The 19,634-nt window shown below is 71.7% G+C and carries 22 protein-coding genes; 20 read left to right on the forward strand and 2 right to left on the reverse strand.

All coding sequences use genetic code 11. The features are described 5' to 3' along the window. The first annotated feature begins 33 nt into the window (after positions 1-33). Positions 34-1,968 (forward strand): ATP-dependent zinc metalloprotease FtsH, encoded by a 1,935-nt coding sequence (gene ftsH, locus ACFY30_RS26200; RefSeq protein ID WP_390847567.1) that lies wholly within the window; start codon positions 34-36, stop codon positions 1,966-1,968. Positions 1,969-2,092: 124 nt separating this feature from the next. Here the strand turns inward: ftsH and ACFY30_RS26205 are convergent, their stop codons facing one another. Then, positions 2,093-3,127 carry an SAM-dependent methyltransferase gene (locus ACFY30_RS26205; protein WP_390847568.1) on the reverse strand — a complete coding sequence of 345 codons (1,035 nt, stop codon included), beginning with the start codon at positions 3,125-3,127 and terminating at the stop codon, positions 2,093-2,095. A gap of 541 nt (positions 3,128-3,668) precedes the next feature. Between ACFY30_RS26205 and ACFY30_RS26210 the strand changes: the two genes are divergently transcribed. From ACFY30_RS26210 to ACFY30_RS26290, 17 genes are all read left to right on the forward strand, one after another. Beyond that, positions 3,669-4,268: a hypothetical protein gene (locus tag ACFY30_RS26210; protein ID WP_390661308.1), complete on the forward strand. Its 600-nt coding sequence runs from the start codon at positions 3,669-3,671 to the stop codon at positions 4,266-4,268. A 342-nt stretch (positions 4,269-4,610) separates the two neighbouring features. After that, complete coding sequence (gene rpsP, locus ACFY30_RS26215; protein ID WP_390847569.1) at positions 4,611-5,030, forward strand: 30S ribosomal protein S16; 420 nt, start codon at positions 4,611-4,613, stop codon at positions 5,028-5,030. 2 nt (positions 5,031-5,032) lie between these two features. Beyond that, positions 5,033-5,272 carry an RNA-binding protein gene (locus ACFY30_RS26220; RefSeq protein ID WP_003973401.1) on the forward strand — a complete coding sequence of 80 codons (240 nt, stop codon included), beginning with the start codon at positions 5,033-5,035 and terminating at the stop codon, positions 5,270-5,272. An 84-nt stretch (positions 5,273-5,356) separates the two neighbouring features. Next, complete coding sequence (gene rimM / locus ACFY30_RS26225) at positions 5,357-5,899, forward strand: ribosome maturation factor RimM (protein ID WP_390847570.1); 543 nt, start codon at positions 5,357-5,359, stop codon at positions 5,897-5,899. Continuing rightward, positions 5,899-6,732 (forward strand): tRNA (guanosine(37)-N1)-methyltransferase TrmD, encoded by an 834-nt coding sequence (trmD, locus tag ACFY30_RS26230; protein ID WP_390847571.1) that lies wholly within the window; start codon positions 5,899-5,901, stop codon positions 6,730-6,732. Before rimM ends, trmD begins: the two co-directional genes overlap by 1 nt. Positions 6,733-6,869: 137 nt before the next feature. Beyond that, complete coding sequence (gene rplS / locus ACFY30_RS26235) at positions 6,870-7,220, forward strand: 50S ribosomal protein L19 (protein WP_020128707.1); 351 nt, start codon at positions 6,870-6,872, stop codon at positions 7,218-7,220. Between the two features lie 79 nt (positions 7,221-7,299). Continuing rightward, complete coding sequence (gene lepB, locus ACFY30_RS26240; RefSeq protein ID WP_390847572.1) at positions 7,300-7,998, forward strand: signal peptidase I; 699 nt, start codon at positions 7,300-7,302, stop codon at positions 7,996-7,998. Further along, on the forward strand, positions 7,991-9,088 hold the full coding sequence (gene lepB / locus ACFY30_RS26245; RefSeq protein WP_390847573.1) for a signal peptidase I: 1,098 nt from the start codon (positions 7,991-7,993) through the stop codon (positions 9,086-9,088). Before lepB (ACFY30_RS26240) ends, lepB (ACFY30_RS26245) begins: the two co-directional genes overlap by 8 nt. Further along, on the forward strand, positions 8,976-9,959 hold the full coding sequence (gene lepB / locus ACFY30_RS26250) for a signal peptidase I (protein ID WP_390847574.1): 984 nt from the start codon (positions 8,976-8,978) through the stop codon (positions 9,957-9,959). Before lepB (ACFY30_RS26245) ends, lepB (ACFY30_RS26250) begins: the two co-directional genes overlap by 113 nt. A gap of 99 nt (positions 9,960-10,058) precedes the next feature. Further along, entirely contained in the window at positions 10,059-10,832 is a 774-nt protein-coding gene (lepB, locus tag ACFY30_RS26255; RefSeq protein WP_390847575.1) for a signal peptidase I, read from the forward strand. Beyond that, positions 10,822-11,346, forward strand: a complete 525-nt coding sequence (locus tag ACFY30_RS26260) for an NUDIX hydrolase (protein WP_390847576.1) — start codon at positions 10,822-10,824, stop codon at positions 11,344-11,346. Before lepB (ACFY30_RS26255) ends, ACFY30_RS26260 begins: the two co-directional genes overlap by 11 nt. Positions 11,347-11,402: 56 nt before the next feature. Further along, positions 11,403-11,711: a DUF2469 domain-containing protein gene (locus tag ACFY30_RS26265; protein ID WP_005311352.1), complete on the forward strand. Its 309-nt coding sequence runs from the start codon at positions 11,403-11,405 to the stop codon at positions 11,709-11,711. A gap of 88 nt (positions 11,712-11,799) precedes the next feature. After that, a complete protein-coding gene (locus ACFY30_RS26270; RefSeq protein ID WP_390661298.1) occupies positions 11,800-12,201 on the forward strand; it encodes a YraN family protein in 402 nt (133 codons plus the stop codon). A 1-nt stretch (position 12,202) separates the two neighbouring features. Next, the gene (locus tag ACFY30_RS26275) at positions 12,203-13,828 is read left to right on the forward strand and encodes a YifB family Mg chelatase-like AAA ATPase (RefSeq protein ID WP_390847577.1); all 1,626 of its coding nucleotides are present in this window, start codon (positions 12,203-12,205) and stop codon (positions 13,826-13,828) included. After that, positions 13,825-14,985, forward strand: coding sequence for a DNA-processing protein DprA (gene dprA / locus ACFY30_RS26280; RefSeq protein ID WP_390847578.1), 1,161 nt, complete (start codon positions 13,825-13,827; stop codon positions 14,983-14,985). Before ACFY30_RS26275 ends, dprA begins: the two co-directional genes overlap by 4 nt. A 284-nt stretch (positions 14,986-15,269) precedes the next feature. Next, entirely contained in the window at positions 15,270-16,112 is an 843-nt protein-coding gene (whiG, locus tag ACFY30_RS26285) for an RNA polymerase sigma factor WhiG (RefSeq protein WP_390847579.1), read from the forward strand. A gap of 94 nt (positions 16,113-16,206) precedes the next feature. Continuing rightward, entirely contained in the window at positions 16,207-16,764 is a 558-nt protein-coding gene (locus ACFY30_RS26290) for a TetR/AcrR family transcriptional regulator (protein WP_390847642.1), read from the forward strand. On the opposite strand, the gene ACFY30_RS26295 is transcribed toward ACFY30_RS26290, so the two are convergent. Further along, a complete protein-coding gene (locus ACFY30_RS26295; protein WP_390847580.1) occupies positions 16,718-17,323 on the reverse strand; it encodes a murein hydrolase activator EnvC family protein in 606 nt (201 codons plus the stop codon). The genes ACFY30_RS26290 and ACFY30_RS26295 overlap by 47 nt on opposite strands. Before the next feature lie 280 nt (positions 17,324-17,603). On the opposite strand from ACFY30_RS26295, the gene rpsB reads away from it, so the two are divergent. After that, a complete protein-coding gene (gene rpsB / locus ACFY30_RS26300; RefSeq protein ID WP_390847581.1) occupies positions 17,604-18,506 on the forward strand; it encodes a 30S ribosomal protein S2 in 903 nt (300 codons plus the stop codon). Positions 18,507-18,683: 177 nt separating this feature from the next. Next, positions 18,684-19,520, forward strand: a complete 837-nt coding sequence (gene tsf, locus ACFY30_RS26305) for a translation elongation factor Ts (RefSeq protein WP_390847583.1) — start codon at positions 18,684-18,686, stop codon at positions 19,518-19,520. Positions 19,521-19,634: the final 114 nt, after the last annotated feature.

The following is a 19,634-nucleotide window of genomic DNA, read 5'->3' on the forward strand; positions in this document are numbered from 1 at the left end:
GCCGAGGCCCGTGGTCTGCCGTAACGTCCAGATATGAGCAATGCCGCTCCGCCGCGCAGGGCACCCGATCAGCCGTGGCGCACCGAGGGCACCCCGGACGAGCCGCCAAGGCCCCCCGGAGGCAGGCGGATCCGGGGCCGGTGGTGGGGCCTCGCCGTCACCGCCGTGATCGTGTTCCTGCTGGTCTACATCGGGCTGAACTATCTCGGCTCGGGCGACGAGCCGACGATCTCGTACACGGAGTTCAGCCGTCAGGTCGACGACGGCAACGTCGACAAGATCTACTCCAAGGGCGACGCGATCCAGGGCCAGCTCAAGAAGGCCCGCGACGACCCCGACGGGGGCGGCGAGTACACCAAGTTCAAGACCCAGCGCCCGGCCTTCGCCGACGACGACCTCTGGCAGAGCCTGGACCGCCAGGACGTCACCGTGACCGCACAGCCGGTCGTGCAGCAGCGCAGCCTGGTGTCCAACCTGCTGCTCTCGCTGGTGCCGATCGTGATCCTGGTCGCGGTGTGGGTCTTCTTCGCGCGGCGGATCGGCGGCGGCCTGGGCGGCGCGGGCGGCATGCTCGGCCGCAAGGCGCCGCCCAAACCGGTCGAGCTGCGGCCCGGCACCGAGCGCACGACCTTCGCCGACGTGGCCGGCATCGACGAGGTCAAGGGCGAGCTGGACGACGTCGTCGACTTCCTGGAGCACCCCGACGTCTACCGCAGGATGGGCGCCAAGATGCCCCGCGGGGTGCTGCTGGCGGGCTCGCCCGGCACCGGCAAGACCCTGCTGGCGCGCGCGGTGGCCGGCGAGGCGGGCGTGCCCTTCTTCTCCGCCTCCGCGTCCGAGTTCATCGAGATGATCGTCGGCGTCGGCGCCTCCCGGGTGCGTGAGCTGTTCGCCGAGGCACGCAAGGTGGCGCCGTCGATCATCTTCATCGACGAGATCGACACCATCGGACGGGTCCGCAGCGGCGGCGCCTCGGTGAGCGGTCACGACGAGCGCGAGCAGACACTGAACCAGATCCTCACCGAGATGGACGGCTTCTCCGGGGCCGAGGGCGTCGTCGTCATAGCGGCGACGAACCGCGCCGACATCCTGGACCCGGCGCTGACCCGGCCCGGCCGCTTCGACCGGGTGGTCAACGTCTCCCCGCCGGACCGCGGCGGGCGCGAGGCGATCCTGCGCATCCACACCCGCGAGATCCCGCTCGCCCCGGACGTCGACCTCACCCAGGTGGCCCGCACCACCCCGGGCATGACAGGGGCGGATCTGGCCAATCTCGCCAACGAGGCCGCCCTGCTCGCGGTCAAGCGCAAACAGCGGCGGGTGACCCAGTCCGACCTGTCGGAGGCGCTGGAGAAGGTGCAGCTCGGAGCCGAGCGCACCCTGGTGATGCCGGAGGAGGACCGCCGGCGCACCGCGTACCACGAGAGCGGCCACGCCCTCCTCGGCATGCTGCAGCCGGGCGCCGACCCCGTCCGCAAGGTCACCATCGTGCCGCGCGGCCGCGCCCTCGGGGTGACCATGTCGACGCCCGAGGTGGAGCGGTACGCGCACTCGGAGGAGTACCTGCGCGGCCGCATCATCGGCGCCCTCGGCGGGATGGCGGCCGAGCAGGTGATCTACGGGGTCGTCACGACCGGCGCGGAGAACGACCTCGAACAGGTCACCAACATCGCGCGCGGGATGGTCGCCCGGTGGGGCATGAGCCCGCGCGTGGGCCGGCTGTCCGCCCTGCCCAGCGACGCCCAGCAGGCCTACGGCCTCGCCGCCGCTCCGGCCACCCTCGACGTCATCGACGACGAGATGCGCCGGATCGTCGACGAGTGCTACGAGGAGGCGTGCCGCAAACTCCGCGATCACCGGGGCCAGTTGGACGCCCTCGCGCAGGCGCTGCTGGAGCACGAGACCCTGGAGGAGGCGGACGCGTACCGCATCGCGGGGATCACCCGGCTCCGCAAGGACGAGGGGTGACTTCGCGAGGCGGCTCCCGGTGGATGCCGAGCCCGGGGTGCGATGCCGAGCCTGCGGTGGGATGCCGAGCCTGCGGTGCGATGCCGACGGTCCGGCGCGATCCGGGCGGCCGGTCGTCCGGGCGTCAGGGCGTCCGGGCGATCAGGTACCGGAACACGTTCGGCATCCACACCGTGCCGTCCGGCCGCCGGTAGGGGTGCAGCGCCTCCGTCAGCTCCTTGCCGACCTGCTCCTGGTCCGTCGCCGCGAGCGCCGCGTCGAACAGACCGGTGGACAGCAGGCCCTTCACGGCGCTGTCGACTCCCGCGTAGCCGAAGGGGCAGGCCACCCGCCCGGATCCGTCGGGCCGGAGACCCGCCTGCTGCGCGGCCTCCTCCAGGTCGTCCCGCAGGGCGGGCCGCAGCCGCACCGAGCCGCGCGGGCAACCGTCGGACCCCGTGGCCCCTGATCCGGCGCCGGGTCCCGTGGTGCCGGGTGCGGTGGCGCGGGGCGCGGCGCCCGGTTCGGCCGTGCGCGGCGAGGCGCCGGGCGCGGTGGTGCGTAATCCGGCGTCCGGGCCGGTGGTGCGCTGTGCGGCGCCGGGGCCGGTGGTGCGTGTCAGGCCGTCCGGGCCGGCGACGGCCCGCAGCACCTCCCAGGTGGCACAGCGCTCCGGCGGTCCCCAGCCGACGAGCACCACGGGCGCCCCCCGCTCGGTCAGCGGGGTCGCGGCCGCGAGCAGGCCGAGCAGTTCCTCCGCGTCGTCCGCGAGACAGCCGATCGGCTCGAAGGCGGTCACCAGGTTGTACGCGCGCGTCTCCGGGCCGGCCGCGTCCTCGGGCGATCCGTCGGTCAGCCGGATGTCCCCCCGCGCGTGCGCCTGCCCCGCCCCGGGCAGCAGCCGCTCGCGCGCGAGGGCCAGCCGCTGCGGGGAGGAGGGCTCGACACCGGTGACGGCCGCGCCTCTGGAGGCCGCCATCAGCAGTGCGAGCCCGGAGCCGCAGCCGAGGCCGAGGAGCCGTGTGCCGGGGCCCACCTCCAGTCGTTCGTAGACGGCCTCGTAGAGCGGAACCAGCATCCGTTCCTGGATCTCGGACCAGTCACGCGCGCGGGCACCCAGATCCGCGCGGGGCACCGGCCCGGCGTGAGGAAGGTGCTGCCGCACGAGCACAGGTGTCATGAATTAGCGCCCCAATCCGCCGAGAATTGCCGCTGTACCGGTCAGGTGGCCCCCGTGCAGTGCGCTCGCACTTCACCCGTATGCCAGGTAACTCCCCCTCTGCGGCCGCGTCCAGGGGTCTCGGGGCCCCGCTTGTGGACTCATGCGGGGAGTGGCGAGAATTCACATTCCGGCAACGTGGGCCCGTACCATCACGCCATGGCCGAGGCACCCGTCTCACCCGGCGGGCGGACGACGCGGACGCGCCCGGTAACGTCGCGACCGCCGCGCACGCTGACCGAGACGACGCCCTCCGGCGGGAAGAGCGACCGAAACGCCCCTTGCGCCGCGCCGTACTCCTGTTCCCCGGCGCGCGGACCGGGGCTACGCGCCGGGGCGTACGGCGAACTACGCACCACCTTGTGCTGAGCTGTGAGGCTTCTCCGCAGATCAGCGCACCCGCCCTCGTCAGGACGCATCAGCGGCAACTGACGGGTACGTGCAAATTATTTGGGATGCCCCGGAATAGGAACACAGCGGCACCCCCGCTCGTTGTCATTACGTGAGCACGACACAGACACCACCTGTTCTCGCCGCAGAGCTGGCACAGGCGTGGGCCGACATTCAGCGGTACCACCCCGAACTGCCGGACCTTGCCGCGCCAGAGTCCCTGATCGGGGAGTCGTCGTCCGCCTGCGGTCACGAGCTCTCCTTCGAGCGACTGCTTCATGAGGCAGTCCATGGCGTCGCCGCCGCCCGCGGCGTCCGCGACACCTCCCGCGCCGGCCGCTACCACAACCGCAGATTCCTCGCCATCGCCGAGGAGCTGGGCCTGGACCATCCCGAGGAACCGCATCCGAGCAGCGGCTTCTCCCTGGTCACGCTCAACCCCGAGGCCAAGCGCCGTTACCGCCCGACGATCGAGCGCCTGCAGCGGGCCCTGAAGGCCCACACGGCGGCCACCTCCGCCGAGAGCACCACCCGCACCTTCCGCGGCCCCGCCGCCCGCCACGGCTCCTCCGGCGGCGGCGTCCGCGTGAAGGCGGTCTGCGACTGCGGTCGCAACGTCCGGGTGGTCCCGTCGGTCCTGGCCCAGGCCCCGATCGTGTGCGGCGGCTGCGGCAAGCCGTTCCGCATCCCGGAGATCGCGGGCGCGGCGTAACGCCGGACGGCCCAGCACCGGCATCTCGTGGCTGCCGGTCGGGGGACGTCGAGGGGAGCCGCCGCCCCCGTGCGCGGGCGCGGCGGCACCCCGCGGGCGCCGGGCCGCGCACCCGACGTACGCCCACCGCGGCGCCGGGTGCGATTCAGGCATGCCCGGACGCGGACCGACCCTCGGCCTCAGGCGACCCGCGGGGTGTGGCAGAATGGCTAGCTGTACTCGACAGCCGCACAGGACCCCTCTCTCCTCCGGCTGACGCGTCCATCGGGCACTCGGGTACCGCAACCCCACGCGGCTCTCTCGCCGTGCCCAACCACGTCAAAACCAGGAGAACCCACTCCAGTGGCAGTCAAGATCAAGCTGAAGCGTCTGGGCAAGATCCGTTCGCCTCACTACCGCATCGTCGTCGCCGACTCCCGTACCCGTCGTGACGGCCGTGCGATCGAGGAGATCGGCAAGTACCACCCGACCTACCACCCGTCGGTCATCGAGGTGGACGCCGAGCGCGTGGCGTACTGGCTGGGTGTCGGCGCGCAGCCGACCGAGCCCGTGCTCGCCATCCTGAAGAAGACCGGCGACTGGCAGAAGTTCAAGGGCGAGCCCGCCCCGGCTCCGCTGCTCGTCGCCGAGCCGAAGAAGGCGCGCCCGTCGTTCGAGGCCCTCGGTGGGGACGACCAGGGCAAGGGTGAGGCGATCACCCAGAAGAAGAAGGCCGAGAAGAAGGACGAGGCTGCGGCTGAGTCCGAGTCGACCGAGGCCTGAGCATGCTCGAGGAGGCTCTCGAGCACCTCGTGAAGGGCATCGTCGACAACCCTGACGATGTGCAGGTCGCCTCGCGCAACCTGCGCCGCGGGCGCGTGCTCGAGGTCCGGGTCCACCCGGACGACCTCGGCAAGGTGATCGGCCGAAACGGCCGCACCGCGCGCGCTCTGCGCACCGTCGTGGGCGCCATCGGCGGCCGGGGTGTCCGTGTCGACCTCGTCGACGTGGACCACGTCCGCTGACGCCAAACGCAGCACCGGCTCGGGCCGGGGAGGGCCACTGGGCCGTCCCCGGCCCGTCGTCGTATCGACAGGAGATTAGGACACGTGCAGCTGGTAGTCGCACGGATCGGCCGTGCCCATGGCATCAAGGGCGAGGTCACCGTCGAAGTACGGACCGACGAGCCGGAACTCAGGCTCGCGCCGGGTGCCGTACTCGCCACCGATCCCGCTTCCGCGGGACCCCTCACCATCGCGGCCGGCCGGGTGCACAGCGGCCGGCTCCTCCTGCGCTTCGAGGGCGTCGGCGACCGCACCGCCGCCGAGGCCCTGCGCAACACCCTCCTGATCGCCGAGGTCGACCCGGAGGAGCTGCCGGAGGAGGAGGACGAGTACTACGACCACCAGCTGATCGACCTGGACGTGGTCACGGCGGACGGCGCGGCGGTCGGCCGGATCACCGAGATCTCGCACCTCCCCTCCCAGGACCTCTTCATCGTGGAGCGGCCGGACGGCAGCGAGGTGATGATCCCGTTCGTGCAGGAGATCGTCACCGAGATCGACCTGGAGGAGCAGAAGGCGGTCATCGACCCGCCGCCGGGTCTGATCGACGACCACGCGGAGATCGCGTCCGCCCGGGAAGAGTCCTGATGCGCCTCGACGTCGTCACGATCTTCCCCGAGTACCTCGACCCGCTGAACGTCTCCCTCGTCGGCAAGGCACGCGCGCGGGGCCGGCTGGACGTGCGGGTGCACGACCTGCGGGAGTGGACGTACGACCGGCACAACACGGTCGACGACACGCCCTATGGCGGCGGGCCCGGCATGGTCATGAAGACCGAACCCTGGGGCGACGCCCTGGACTCGATCCTCGCCGACGGCTACGAGACGGGTTCGGCGCGGCCCGCGATCGTCGTCCCGACCCCCAGCGGCCGCCCGTTCACCCAGGAACTCGCCGTCGAACTGTCCGAGCGGCCCTGGCTGATCTTCACGCCGGCCCGCTACGAGGGCATCGACCGGCGCGTCGTCGACGAGTACGCCACCCGGCTCCCGGTCTACGAGGTCTCCATCGGCGACTACGTCCTCGCCGGCGGCGAGGCGGCCGTACTCGTCATCACGGAGGCCGTCGCCCGGCTGCTGCCCGGCGTGCTCGGCAACGCCGAGTCCCACCGCGACGACTCCTTCGCACCCGGCGCCATGGCGAGCCTCCTGGAAGGGCCCGTCTACACCAAGCCGCCCGCCTGGCGCGGCCGGGAGATCCCCGAGGTGCTGCTCAGCGGCCACCACGGCAAGATCGCCCGCTGGCGCCGCGACGAGGCCCTGCGCCGTACGACGGCCCACCGGCCCGACCTCATCGAGCGCTGTGAGCCCGGGGCCTTCGACAAGAAGGACCGCGAGATGCTCTCCATCCTGGGCTGGGAGCCCGACCCGGAGGGCGAGCCGTACGGCCGATTTTGGCGCAGGGCCGGCGACGTGGAAGAATAGGCCGCTGTTGTGCGCCGTCCGGTGTGCGCCCCTGCCACAGGGGGACACGACGCCCGCCCCGACGGGCACACGGCACTCACTCGTTGAACATCTAGTTCCGTTGATGACCTGTGGCATCAGCGAAGAAAGCAGACGCAATGTCCCACCTGCTCGACTCCGTCGACGCCGCGTCGCTGCGCAGCGACGTCCCGGCCTTCCGCCCGGGTGACACCGTCAACGTCCACGTCCGCGTCATCGAGGGCAACCGCTCCCGTGTGCAGCAGTTCAAGGGCGTCGTCATCCGCCGCCAGGGCGCCGGTGTCCGCGAGACCTTCACGGTCCGCAAGGTCTCCTTCTCCGTCGGCGTCGAGCGCACCTTCCCGGTGCACACCCCGATCGTCGAGAAGATCGAGCTCGTCACCCGTGGTGACGTGCGTCGCGCCAAGCTGTACTACCTGCGTGAGCTGCGCGGCAAGGCCGCGAAGATCAAGGAGAAGCGCGACAACTGAGCATCCCCGGTGGGTCCACTGGTGATCCACTGAGCGCACTCGGGAGATCCACAGAGGGGCCGGATAGCATCTGACCCCGATGGACACCGAAGCTCAGCCGACGACGGAGCGCGACCGCTCCTCCCACCCCCGTCCAGGGGCTGGTGAGGACCGGTCGCGTTTCTCGTTGACGGCACGGATCACGTCGTGGCTGCCGGGCGGCCGGATCAGTCTGACCCTGCTGATCTGCCTGGTGTCCTTGCTGTTCCTCAACGCTTTCGTGGTCCAGCCGTTCCAGATTCCCAGCGGATCCATGGAGAACGGATTGAGGATCGGCGACCGCGTTCTCGTAAATAAGTTCGCGTACCGTTTCGGTGCCGAGCCGCGGCGTGGTGACGTCGTCGTCTTCGACGGCACCGAGTACTTCGGGAACTCCGACTACGTCAAACGCGTCGTGGGGGTAGGCGGAGACCACGTGGTCTGCTGCGACAAGGAGGGGAGGATCCGGGTGAACGGCCGGTCGGTCGACGAGTCGACGTTCCTGTATCCAGGCGACAGCCCGTCCACGGTGGACTTCGACGTGAAGGTGCCCGAGGGGACCCTGTTCGTCCTCGGCGACCACCGCGCCGCCTCCAGCGACTCCCGCGACCACCTGGGCTCACCGGGCGGCGGCATGATCCCCGTGGACCGGGTGATCGGCCGCGCCGACTGGATCGTATGGCCGTACGGGCACCTGACCCGCCTGTCCCGCCCGAGTGCCTACGCGCGCGTGCCCGGCGCGGAGGGCGCCGATGGGTAACCGAGGCAAGCCGCGCGGCGTGCCCTCCTCCGCCGCGGACCAACTCCTGCCCACCGGTGTCCGGCGCGCCTCCGGCCCGGGCGGCGGGCGTACGCGCGCGGAGCGGCGCAAGCTCCAGCGCAAGGTCAAGCGCAAACGCAGGCGGTCGGCCGTCCGGGAGATCCCGCTCCTGGTCGGCGTCGCCGTCCTGATCGCCCTGGTCCTGAAGACCTTCCTGGTGCAGGCCTTCGTGATCCCGTCCGGGTCGATGGAACAGACGATCCGCATCGGCGACCGCGTCCTGGTGGACAAGTTCACCCCGTGGTTCGGCTCCAAGCCGCAGCGCGGGGACGTCGTCGTGTTCAAGGACCCCGGCGGCTGGCTCAACGACGAGACGACCACCGCGAAGAAGGACGACCCCGTCGTCGTCAAGCAGGTCAAGGAAGGGCTCACCTTCATCGGTCTGCTGCCCTCCGACAACGAGAAGGACCTCATCAAACGGGTCGTCGGTGTCGGCGGCGACCATGTGCAGTGCTGTGACACGCAAGGGCGAGTCACCGTCAACGGCGTTCCCCTGGAAGAGGGAAGTTATCTGTACCCCGGGAACGCCCCCTCCGACGCCGCGTTCGACATCACCGTCCCCCAGGGCCGGCTGTGGGTGATGGGGGACCACCGCGCCAACTCCGCGGACTCCCGGTCCCACCAGAACACGGACTACGGCGGCACCGTCTCCGAGGACGAGGTGGTCGGCCGGGCCATGGTGATCGCATGGCCGCTCGGACACTGGGAACGTCTCAAGGAACCGCAAACTTTCTCTTCGGTGACCGGCTCGACCGCCACGGCGACTTCGTCCGCCCAGCCGTCGCATAGGGTTGCTCCGGACGATCCGAACGGAAGCGTCCGACAACTCCCGAGCCCTGCGGAACTCCCGCTCGTTATGGGAGTGGTGGGCCTGCGTCGTGCATGGGGCAGGCGGCGGCACGGAGTAAGGAGTTGGCGTGGGGGATGTGGCGGTTGGCGCACGGTCCGGGCACGACGGCGAGGAGCACCGCGGACACCCCGTGGAAACCGCCGACCCGGCTGGGGACGGCGCCGTGACCTCCGGGAGTGACCCGGTGGCGGGCGGCGAGGGCCCGCCGGCGGACGAGCCCCCCAGGGGCGGCGGTGACGGGCCGGGCGATCCGGCCCCGAAGGCGAAGAAGCCGCGCTCCTTCTGGAAGGAGCTGCCGATCCTGATCGGCATCGCGCTCGTCCTCGCGCTGCTGATCAAGACCTTCCTGGTGCAGGCGTTCTCGATCCCGTCCGCCTCGATGGAGAACACCCTCAAGGAGGGTGACCGGGTCCTCGTCGACAAGCTGACCCCGTGGTTCGGCTCCGAGCCCGAGCGCGGCGAGGTCGTCGTCTTCCACGACCCGGACAACTGGCTGGCCGGCGAGGCGACGACCGACCCGAACGCCCTGCAGACCTTCCTCAGCTGGATCGGCCTGATGCCGTCCGCCGAGGAGAAGGACCTGATCAAGCGGGTCGTCGGCGTCGGCGGCGACACCGTCTCCTGCAAGGGCACGGGCCCGCTGACGGTCAACGGCAAGGCGCTGGACGAGCCGTACGTGTACCCGGGGAACACCCCGTGCAGCCAGGACGACCAGGGCGGCCAGTTCTCCGTGAAGGTCCCCAAGGGCTTCATCTGGGTCATGGGCGACCACCGGCAGAACTCGCGCGACTCCCGCTACAACCAGTCGGACAAGAACCACGGCATGGTGCCCGTCGACCAGGTCGTCGGCCGCGCCATCGTCAAGGCCTGGCCGATCAACCGCTGGGGCACGCTGCCGGTTCCGGACACCTTCGACCAGTCCGGCCTGAACAACCAGTCCTCGGCCGCCGCGGCCCTGACGGTCGCGCCGGAGGGCCTCGCGCTCGCCGGAGCCGTCCCGGTGGTCCTGTGGCGCCGCCGCCGCGCGGTCGCGCAGTCCGAGAACGGCTGACCTCGGCACCCGCATCAGTAAACCCTTTCCCAAGCTTGTGACCATGGCCGGGGAGGAAGGGCTGACCCGGTTCGGTACCGCCGGGTAGGGTGCGGACCCATGGGCGGCGAGAGCACGACACGTACGGCCCCGCGCAGCGGCGGTGGCACCAGCAGTGGCCCGGTGGGCAGCCGGACCGGACAGCGTCTGTCCGGACTGGTCGTCGCGCTGGGCCTTGTGCTGTTCCTCGGCGGATTCGGCTGGGCGGCCCTGGTCTACCGGCCCTACACCGTGCCCACCAGCTCCATGAGCCCGACGATCGAGGGCGGGGCCCGGGTGCTGGCCCAGAAGGTCGACGGCGACGACGTGCGCCGTGGTGACGTCGTCGTCTTCAGCGACAAGGAGTGGGTGAGCAACGCGCTCGTGGTCAAGCGCGTGGTCGCGGTCGGCGGCGACACCGTCGCCTGCTGCACCGACGGCAAGCTGACCGTCAACGGCAAGCAGATCGAGGAACCGTATCTGCCCGCGGGCAGCCTGGCCGAGATCACCGGCTTCCCGACCGTGAAGGTTCCCGAGGGCCGGCTCTTCCTGCTCGGCGACGAGCGGCAGGGCTCCCTGGACTCCACCGCGCACCTCACGGACGCGGCCCAGGGAACGGTGGCGCGCAGCGCCGTCACCGCCCGCGTGGACGCCGTCGTCTGGCCGTGGGACGGCCTGCTCAAGCGCCCCACGGGCTTCGAGGCGCTGGGCACCCTGTCGCAGCCGGGTCCGCTGCGCACCGTCTTCTGGCTGATCGTCGGCGGCACCGTGCTGATCCTCGGCGGCGCCGCGTACGGCCCCGTCGCCAAGCGGACGTCCGGTCGCAGCCGCACGGAGCCTGCCGGTGCCGGCTGAGACGACCGACCCGGCCGCCGACGCCTACGAGGGCGGGCTGCGCAAGGTCGCACGGGTCGTCCTCCTGGACCCCCGGGACCGCATTCTTCTGCTGCACGGCCATGAACCGGACGACCCCGCCGACGACTGGTGGTTCACCCCCGGCGGCGGGGTGGAGGGCGACGAGACCCGTGAAGAGGCCGCGCTGCGGGAACTCGCCGAGGAGACCGGCATCACCGATGTCGAGCTCGGCCCGGTGCTGTGGCGGCGGATGTGCTCCTTCCCGTTCGCGGGCCGCCGCTGGGACCAGGACGAGTGGTACTACCTGGCCCGTACGACCGTGACGGCGACCCGGGCCACGGCGCTGACCGAGCTGGAGCGGCGCAGTGTCGCCGGAGCGCGCTGGTGGACGTGTCAGGAACTGACCCGGGCACATGAGACGGTGTATCCGACCAGACTCGCCGAGCTGCTGAGCAGGCTGCTCGACGAAGGTCCCCCGGCCGGACCCGTGACCCTTGACACCGAAATCGTCTAGAGGCTCACGGGACTGGCGCACAATGGGGGGATCGCACGGCTGAAGGGGAACATGCCATGAGCGCCGAGGACCTCGAGAAGTACGAGACCGAGATGGAGCTGAAGCTCTACCGGGAGTACCGCGATGTCGTCGGGCTGTTCAAATACGTGATCGAGACCGAGCGGCGTTTCTATCTGACCAACGACTACGAGATGCAGGTGCACTCGGTCCAGGGTGAGGTGTTCTTCGAGGTCTCGATGGCGGACGCCTGGGTGTGGGACATGTACCGGCCCGCGCGGTTCGTGAAGCAGGTCCGGGTCCTCACGTTCAAGGACGTGAACATCGAGGAGCTGAACAAGAGCGACCTGGAGCTGCCGGGCAGCTGAGCGGTGCCGCTCCGGCACCCGTGTGGGTGACGGGGTTTTCCACAACCGCCGAGTTGCACACCAAGATCCTTTTCTTGGCGCCGGACGCGTGAACGTGGGCACCGGAGGTGGTGCCGACATGAACGCGGATCTGGCACGTGGTGCACTCGGCAGGTACGGCGAGGAACTGGCCGCCCGACGGCTGGCCGACGCCGGGATGACGGTCCTGGAGCGCAACTGGCGCTGCGGCAGGACCGGTGAGATCGACATCGTCGCGCGGGACGGGGACGTCCTGGTCGTCTGCGAGGTCAAGACCCGACGGGGCGGTGCTTTCCAGCACCCGATGGCGGCCGTGACGCCCGAGAAGGCGCAGCGCCTGCGCGGCCTCGCCGAGCGATGGGTCCACACCCACGGAGGAGCTCCCCCGGGCGGCGTCCGCATCGACCTGGTCGGGGTCGTCCTGCCCCACCGCGGGGCGCCCGTCGTGGAGCACGTGCGGGGGGTGGCCTGAGATGGGGTTCGCGCGTACGTGTTCGGTGGCGCTGGTGGGCGTCGAGGGTGTCGTCGTCGAGGTCCAGGCGGACCTGGAGCCCGGGGTGGCCGCGTTCACGCTGGTGGGGCTCCCGGACAAGAGCCTGAGCGAGAGCCGGGACCGGGTGCGGGCGGCGGTGGTCAACTCGGGCGGCGACTGGCCGCAGAAGAAGCTCACCGTCGGACTCAGCCCGGCGTCGGTGCCGAAGGGAGGCAGCGGCTTCGACCTGGCCGTCGCCTGTGCCGTACTCGGCGCGGCGGAACGGATCGATCCCCGGGCCCTCGCCGACATCGTGATGATCGGGGAGCTGGGACTGGACGGACGGGTGCGTCCGGTCCGGGGCATCCTGCCGGCCGTACTGGCCGCGGCGGACGCGGGCTACGACCAGGTGGTCGTCCCCGAGTGCGCCGCCGCCGAGGCCTCGCTGGTGCCGGGCGTCTCCGTGCTCGGGGTGCGCAGTCTGCGGCAGCTGATCGCCGTCCTCGCCGACGAGCCGGTGCCGGAGGAGGACCCGGACGACCTCGGCCGCCCTGACCCGCTCCTCGCGGGCCTTCGGTTGCCCGGCACGGGCGCGGCCACCGGGATGCACAGCGTCGGCGCCGCCCAGCCCGACCAGGTACACGACCTCGCGGACGTGGTGGGCCAGCGCTCGGCGCGCACGGCGGTGGAGGTGGCCGCGGCCGGCGGACACCACCTCTTCCTGGAGGGCCCGCCGGGCGCGGGCAAGACCATGCTCGCGGAGCGGCTGCCGGCCGTCCTGCCTCGGCTGACCAGGCAGGAGTCGCTGGAGGTCACGGCGGTGCACTCGGTGTCCGGACTCCTGCCACCGGGCAAGCCCCTGATCGACCTCCCGCCGTACTGCGCCCCGCACCACTCGGCCACCATGCAGGCACTGGTCGGCGGCGGCCCGGGGGTCGCACGGCCCGGTGCCGTCTCGCTGGCCCACCGGGGCGTGCTCTTTCTGGACGAGACCCCGGAGTTCAGCAGCCGGGCTCTCGACGCGCTGCGCCAGCCCCTGGAGGCCGGCCACGTCGTGATCGCCCGGAGCGCGGGTGTGGTGCGGTTCCCGGCGCGCTTCCTGATGGTGCTGGCGGCCAACCCCTGCCCCTGCGGACGCTTCTCGCAACGGGACACCCTCTGCGAGTGCCCGCCGTCGGCGATCCGCCGCTACCAGGCCCGGCTCTCCGGGCCCCTGCTCGACCGGGTCGATCTGCGCGTCGAGGTGGACCCGGTCGGCCGGCACGAACTCACGCACCGCGGCCCGGGAGGAGAGTCCACGGCCACGGTCGCCGACCGGGTCCGGGCCGCACGCGAGCGCGCGGCGGCGCGACTGGAGGGCACCCCGTGGCGGACGAACAGCGAAGTGCCGGGCCGGGAACTGCGCAGCCGCTGGCACGCGGCGGCCGGCGCGATGGACGAGGCCGAGCGGAACCTGGAGCGGGGGGTGCTCACCGTCCGGGGCCTCGATCGCGTCCTGAAGGTCGCCTGGACCGTCGCCGACCTCGTCGGCCACGACCGGCCCGACGCGAGCGACGTCGCCCTGGCCCTGCAACTGCGCACGGGTGTGCCGCGCGGGGTGCCGATGGCGCTCGGGGCCCTGACATGACCGGCACCGGCGAGCCGGACGCCGAACGGCTCGCCCGGGTCTTCCTCACCCGGGTCGTCGAACCCGGCGACGAGGTCGGCGGGCGGTGGGTGCGCGAGCGCGGGGTCCTGGAGGTGGCGCGGCGGCTGCGGGAGGGCGGGGAGCCGCTGCCCGGGGTGACCGCGCGGCGGTGGGAGGGGCTGCTGGCGCGGGCCGCGGGGGCCGGGCCGGAGCGGGACCTGGAGACGGCCGAGGCCGCAGGGGTGCGGTTCGTGTGCCCCGGGGACACGGAATGGCCCGGGCCCCTGGACGACCTCGGGGACGGCCGGCCGCTCGGGCTGTGGGTGCGCGGGCGGCCCAGCCTGCGGATGTGGGCGCTGCGGTCGGTCGCCGTCGTCGGCGCCCGCGCCTGCACCGAGTACGGCGCCCACATGGCCACCGTCCTGGCCGCCGGACTCGCCGAGCGGGGGTGGGTGGTCGTCTCCGGCGGCGCCTACGGGGTCGACGGCGCCGCCCATCGGGGCGCCCTCGGCGCGGGCGGGGCCACCGTCGCCGTCCTGGCCTGCGGGGTCGACCGGCCCTACCCGCGCGGCCACACCGAGTTGATCAACAGGGTCGCCGCACAGGGGCTGGTGGTGGGGGAGCTGCCGCCGGGGGAGCATCCGACGCCCAGCAGGTTCATCCTGCGGAACCGGGTGATCGCCGCGCTCACCCGGGGCACGGTGGTCGTCGAGGCCGCCTACCGCAGCGGCTCGCTGGTCACCGCGCGGGCGGCCCAGCGGCTGGGCCGGCACACCATGGGGGTCCCGGGGCCGGCCACCAGCGGTCTGTCCGCCGGGGTGCACGAGCTGCTGCGCGGCGAGGCCGAGCTGGTCACGGACGCCGCGGAGGTCGTCGAACTGGTCGGCGACATCGGCGACCTCGCCCCCGTCCGGCGCGGCCCCGTCCTCCCGCGCGACCTGCTGGCGCCCGGCGCCCGCCGCGTCCTCGCCGCGCTCCCCGCCCGCCGTGCGGCCGGCGCCCGCGAGGTCGCCCGCGGCGCCGGGACCACGCCCGACGACGCGATCGCGCGACTGTACGAACTCAGAGCACTCGGCTACGTCGAACGACTCGGCGACGGCTGGAAGTTGACACGCCAGGCGGTGGTCTCCGTTCGAGGGGGCCGAAGCCCGCGCTGACCGAGCGTGTTCGGCCGTCCGGGGGAACGCCGAAGGCCTTGGGAATTCCCGTAGTTGGCCCCCTGCGGCGGTCACCCGGAGCGACCGCCGTGACCCGCTGGGGCGGTCAGCGGAACGTATCTGCGTACAAGTGCGGTCACGTCCTTCGCGCACCGCGACACTCCAGTCACGCTACGCTCACGAGGATTCCGGTACAGAACGGCAGCAGAACGACTTCAGGCCAGCAGGACACCCAGGCACCCCCGACTCCACGTACTTCACGGCAGAACGGCACAAGGCGACGAATGCCCCAGCACACCTCCGGGTCCGACCGGGCGGCGGTCCCCCCAGCCGCCCGCGACGGTGGCAGCGTGCGGCCCCCCGCTCCCTCGACGCTCGACGAGCTCTGGCGCTCGTACAAGGCGACGGGGGACGAGCGGCTGCGGGAGCAGCTGATCCTGCACTACTCGCCGCTGGTGAAGTACGTGGCGGGCCGGGTGAGCGTCGGCCTGCCGCCGAACGTGGAGCAGGCCGACTTCGTCTCCTCGGGGGTCTTCGGGCTGATCGACGCGATCGAGAAGTTCGACATCGACCGGGAGATCAAGTTCGAGACGTACGCCATCACCCGCATCCGGGGCGCCATGATCGACGAGCTGCGGGCGCTGGACTGGATCCCGCGGTCCGTGCGGCAGAAGGCGCGCAACGTCGAACGGGCGTACGCGACGCTGGAGGCGCGGCTGCGGCGGACCCCGTCGGAATGCGAGGTGGCCGCCGAGATGGGCATCGCCGTCGACGAGCTGCACGCGGTGTTCAGCCAGTTGTCGCTGGCGAACGTCGTCGCCCTGGAGGAGCTGCTGCACGTCGGGGACGAGGGCGGCGACGGGCTCAGCTTCATGGACACCCTGGAGGACACCGCCGCGGACAACCCCGTCGAGGTGGCCGAGGACCGGGAACTGCGGCGGTTCCTGGCACGGGCGATCAACACACTGCCCGACCGGGAGAAGACCGTCGTCACGCTGTACTACTACGAGGGCCTGACCCTCGCCGAGATCGGGAACGTACTGGGCGTGACCGAGAGCCGGGTCAGCCAGATCCACACCAAGTCCGTGCTCCAGCTGCGCGCGAAACTGGCGGGCTTCGGCCGCTGACCCGGCCGGATGAGGGCAGTGCGGGCGCAGTGACTCCCGCCCGGGGGGCTGCGTCCGTAGAGTGGTCGACGTGCCAAGGATTCGAGCGGCCTCCGTGGCCGAGCACCGGTCGATGCAGCGTGCCGCCCTGCTGGACGCGGCACGCTCCCTGCTGTCCGAGGGCGGTACGGAGGCGCTGACCTTCCCCGCCCTCGCCGAGCGGACGGGGCTCGCCCGCTCGTCCGTGTACGAGTACTTCCGGTCACGGGCCGCCGTGGTCGAGGAGCTGTGCGAGGTCGACTTCCCCGTCTGGGCGGCGGAGGTCGAGGCGGCGATGGCCGCGGCCCAGGGGCCGGAGGCCAGGGTCGAGGCCTATGTGCGGCGGCAGCTGGCGCTGGTCGGGGACCGGCGTCACCGTGCCGTGGTGGCGATCTCGGCGAGCGAGCTGGACGCGGCGGCCCGGGAGAAGATCCGGGCGGCGCACGGCGGCCTGGTCGCGATGATCGTGGCGGCGCTCGCGGAGATGGGGCACGCGGAGCCCCGGCTGGCGGCGATGCTGGTGCAGGGCGTCGTGGACTCCGCGGTGCGGAGGATCGAGCTGGGGGCGGCGGAGGAGCCGGCCGCGATCACCGAGGCCGCGGTCTCGATGGTGCTGCGCGGGGTTCTGGGCTGAGGGCCCTCGCGGGCCGGGGGACCGGGAGCAGCCTCGACGGGCCCCTGTGCAGCAGCCACGGGGGCAGCAGGGTGAGCGGGTTCAGGTAGGTTCCGCCTCTGCGCAGGCCCCAGTGCAGGCAGGGCGCCGTGTAGTGCGAGCCCGTGGATTCCACCTCGCCGATCACCTCGCCCGCGGCGACCTCCTCGCCTTTCGGGACCGAGGCCCGTACCGGCTCGTACGTCGTCCGGAGGCCGGTGCCCGCGAGGTCCACGGACACCACCCCTCTGCCGGCCACCCGGCCCGCGTAGGACACCCGGCCCGCCGCCACCGCCCGTACCGGTGTGCCCGGTGCCGCCGCCAGGTCCACCCCCCGGTGGCCCCTGGCGTACACCGTCGCCGGGGGGTCCCAGCCCCGTACCACCGACGGACGGGTGCCCACCGGCCAGGTCCGGGCGATCGCCGGGGCCGGGCGGGGAGATGCCGTCGGGGGTGGGGGCGGGGGATCCGCCCGGGCCATCGTCGTCGTCAGGGTGAGCAGCGGGAGCAGCAGGAGGGCCGGCCGGCGCGTCGCGTTCATGGGAACAGCGTTCCGCGGGCCCGGCGATCATGGCCCGGACTGTGGACAACCCTCCGGTTGTGGAGAGCGGCGTCACCCGGTGCCTCCCGGGTCCCGTACACTTCTTCTGGCGATCCGGGTCACCGGGTCGACTTCGCACGCCCCGGTATCGGGAGCCGGCCCAGGCCGGTCCTCCGGTATCCGCGCCCCTCGGTCCTTCGTGGCTCGGCGCACCGCGGGCGTCAGGCGCGGGAGCCGTCCGGCATCCGCGGCACAACCGAGAAACCCAAGGAGAACGGCCATGGCCGTCGTCACGATGCGGGAGCTGCTGGAGAGCGGCGTCCACTTCGGTCACCAGACCCGTCGCTGGAACCCGAAGATGAAGCGCTTCATCTTCACCGAGCGCAACGGCATCTACATCATCGACCTGCTCCAGTCGCTGTCGTACATCGACCGCGCCTACGAGTTCGTCAAGGAGACCGTGGCCCACGGCGGCACGGTCATGTTCGTCGGCACGAAGAAGCAGGCGCAGGAGGCCATCGCCGAGCAGGCCACCCGCGTCGGCATGCCCTACGTCAACCAGCGCTGGCTGGGCGGCATGCTCACCAACTTCTCGACCGTCTACAAGCGTCTGCAGCGCCTCAAGGAGCTTGAGCAGATCGACTTCGAGGACGTCGCCGCGTCCGGTCTGACCAAGAAGGAGCTTCTCGTGCTCTCGCGCGAGAAGGCCAAGCTGGAGAAGACCCTCGGTGGTATCCGTGAGATGTCCAAGGTTCCCAGCGCCGTCTGGATCGTGGACACCAAGAAGGAGCACATCGCGGTCGGCGAGGCCCGGAAGCTGAACATCCCGGTCGTCGCCATCCTCGACACCAACTGCGACCCCGACGAGGTCGACTACAAGATCCCGGGCAACGACGACGCGATCCGCTCCGTCACCCTGCTCACCCGTGTGATCGCCGACGCCGTCGCCGAGGGCCTCATCGCCCGCTCCGGCGTCGCCACCGGCGACAAGGGCGAGAAGGCCGCGAGCGAGCCGCTCGCCGAGTGGGAGCGCGACCTGCTCGAGGGCGAGAAGAAGGCGGAGACCGAGGAGGCGGCCCCGGCTGCCGAGGCCGCTGCTGAGGCTCCCGCCGCCGAGGCCGCCGCCGAGGCCCCCGCCGCTGAGGCCGCCGAGGCCCCGGCCGCGGACGCCGAGCAGGCCTGACCGTCCAGCGTCAAGGTTGACGGCGGGGGCGGCGACATGAAGTCCGCCCCCGCCGTTCACCCGTAGGTCAGTGGCGTGTCAGCCGTCCCCCGCTCCATGGGGACCACCGGGAGCGGCAGGGAACGGCCGATCCCCTGATCTTCGATCTTCCAGACTTCGAGAAAGATTCACAGACTCATGGCGAACTACACCGCCGCCGACGTCAAGAAGCTTCGTGAGCTCACGGGCGCCGGCATGATGGACTGCAAGAAGGCGCTGGACGAGGCCGAGGGCAACGTCGAGAAGGCCGTCGAGGCGCTCCGCATCAAGGGCCAGAAGGGCGTCGCCAAGCGCGAGGGCCGCTCCGCCGAGAACGGCGCCGTCGTCGCGATCATCGCCGACGACAACGCCTCCGGTGTCCTGGTCGAGCTGAAGTGCGAGACGGACTTCGTCGCCAAGGGCGAGAAGTTCCAGGCCGTGGCCAAGGCCATCGCCGAGCACGTCGCCAAGACCGCCCCGGCCGACATCGAGGCGCTGCTCGCCTCCGAGATCGAGCCCGGCAAGACCGTCCAGGCGTTCGTGGACGAGGCCAACGCCAACCTCGGCGAGAAGATCGTCCTGGACCGCTTCGCGCAGTTCACCGACGGTTTCGTCTCCGCGTACCTGCACCGCACGATGCCCGACCTGCCGCCGCAGATCGGTGTCCTCGTCGAGCTGGACAAGCCGAACGCCGAGGTCGCCAAGGGCGTCGCCCAGCACATCGCCGCCTTCGCGCCGAAGTACCTCTCCAAGGACGACGTGCCGGCCGAGGTCGTCGAGTCCGAGCGTCGCATCGCCGAGGAGACCACCCGCGCCGAGGGCAAGCCCGAGGCCGCGATCGCCAAGATCGTCGAGGGTCGCCTCAACGGCTTCTTCAAGGACGCCACGCTGCTCGGCCAGCCGTACGCGCTCGACAACAAGAAGTCCGTCCAGAAGGTCCTGGACGAGGCCGGTGTCACCCTGAAGCGCTTCTCGCGCATCAAGGTCGGCATCTGAGTCCGTACCGCGATCGACGCGCGACCCCGATAGGGTCGACGTAAGTCGTCCGCGTACGCCGTCACGCACGCGTGACGGACAGCAGATCTGACGAGGAGGCCATTGCCGCGCATG

Origin of the sequence: Streptomyces sp. NPDC000345 (genome assembly GCF_042898825.1) — a bacterium.
Lineage (GTDB): Bacteria > Actinomycetota > Actinomycetes > Streptomycetales > Streptomycetaceae > Streptomyces.

Coding starts and splice junctions, on each gene's coding strand:
- ftsH (WP_390847567.1), top strand. CDS start 34: ATGAGCAATGCCGCTCCGCCGCGCAGGGCACCCGATCAGCCGTGGCGC.
- ACFY30_RS26205 (WP_390847568.1), bottom strand. CDS start 3,127: ATGACACCTGTGCTCGTGCGGCAGCACCTTCCTCACGCCGGGCCGGTG.
- ACFY30_RS26220 (WP_003973401.1), top strand. CDS start 5,033: ATGCTCGAGGAGGCTCTCGAGCACCTCGTGAAGGGCATCGTCGACAAC.
- trmD (WP_390847571.1), top strand. CDS start 5,899: ATGCGCCTCGACGTCGTCACGATCTTCCCCGAGTACCTCGACCCGCTG.
- rplS (WP_020128707.1), top strand. CDS start 6,870: ATGTCCCACCTGCTCGACTCCGTCGACGCCGCGTCGCTGCGCAGCGAC.
- lepB (WP_390847572.1), top strand. CDS start 7,300: ATGGACACCGAAGCTCAGCCGACGACGGAGCGCGACCGCTCCTCCCAC.
- lepB (WP_390847573.1), top strand. CDS start 7,991: ATGGGTAACCGAGGCAAGCCGCGCGGCGTGCCCTCCTCCGCCGCGGAC.
- lepB (WP_390847575.1), top strand. CDS start 10,059: ATGGGCGGCGAGAGCACGACACGTACGGCCCCGCGCAGCGGCGGTGGC.
- ACFY30_RS26265 (WP_005311352.1), top strand. CDS start 11,403: ATGAGCGCCGAGGACCTCGAGAAGTACGAGACCGAGATGGAGCTGAAG.
- ACFY30_RS26275 (WP_390847577.1), top strand. CDS start 12,203: ATGGGGTTCGCGCGTACGTGTTCGGTGGCGCTGGTGGGCGTCGAGGGT.
- dprA (WP_390847578.1), top strand. CDS start 13,825: ATGACCGGCACCGGCGAGCCGGACGCCGAACGGCTCGCCCGGGTCTTC.
- whiG (WP_390847579.1), top strand. CDS start 15,270: ATGCCCCAGCACACCTCCGGGTCCGACCGGGCGGCGGTCCCCCCAGCC.
- ACFY30_RS26295 (WP_390847580.1), bottom strand. CDS start 17,323: ATGAACGCGACGCGCCGGCCGGCCCTCCTGCTGCTCCCGCTGCTCACC.
- rpsB (WP_390847581.1), top strand. CDS start 17,604: ATGGCCGTCGTCACGATGCGGGAGCTGCTGGAGAGCGGCGTCCACTTC.
- tsf (WP_390847583.1), top strand. CDS start 18,684: ATGGCGAACTACACCGCCGCCGACGTCAAGAAGCTTCGTGAGCTCACG.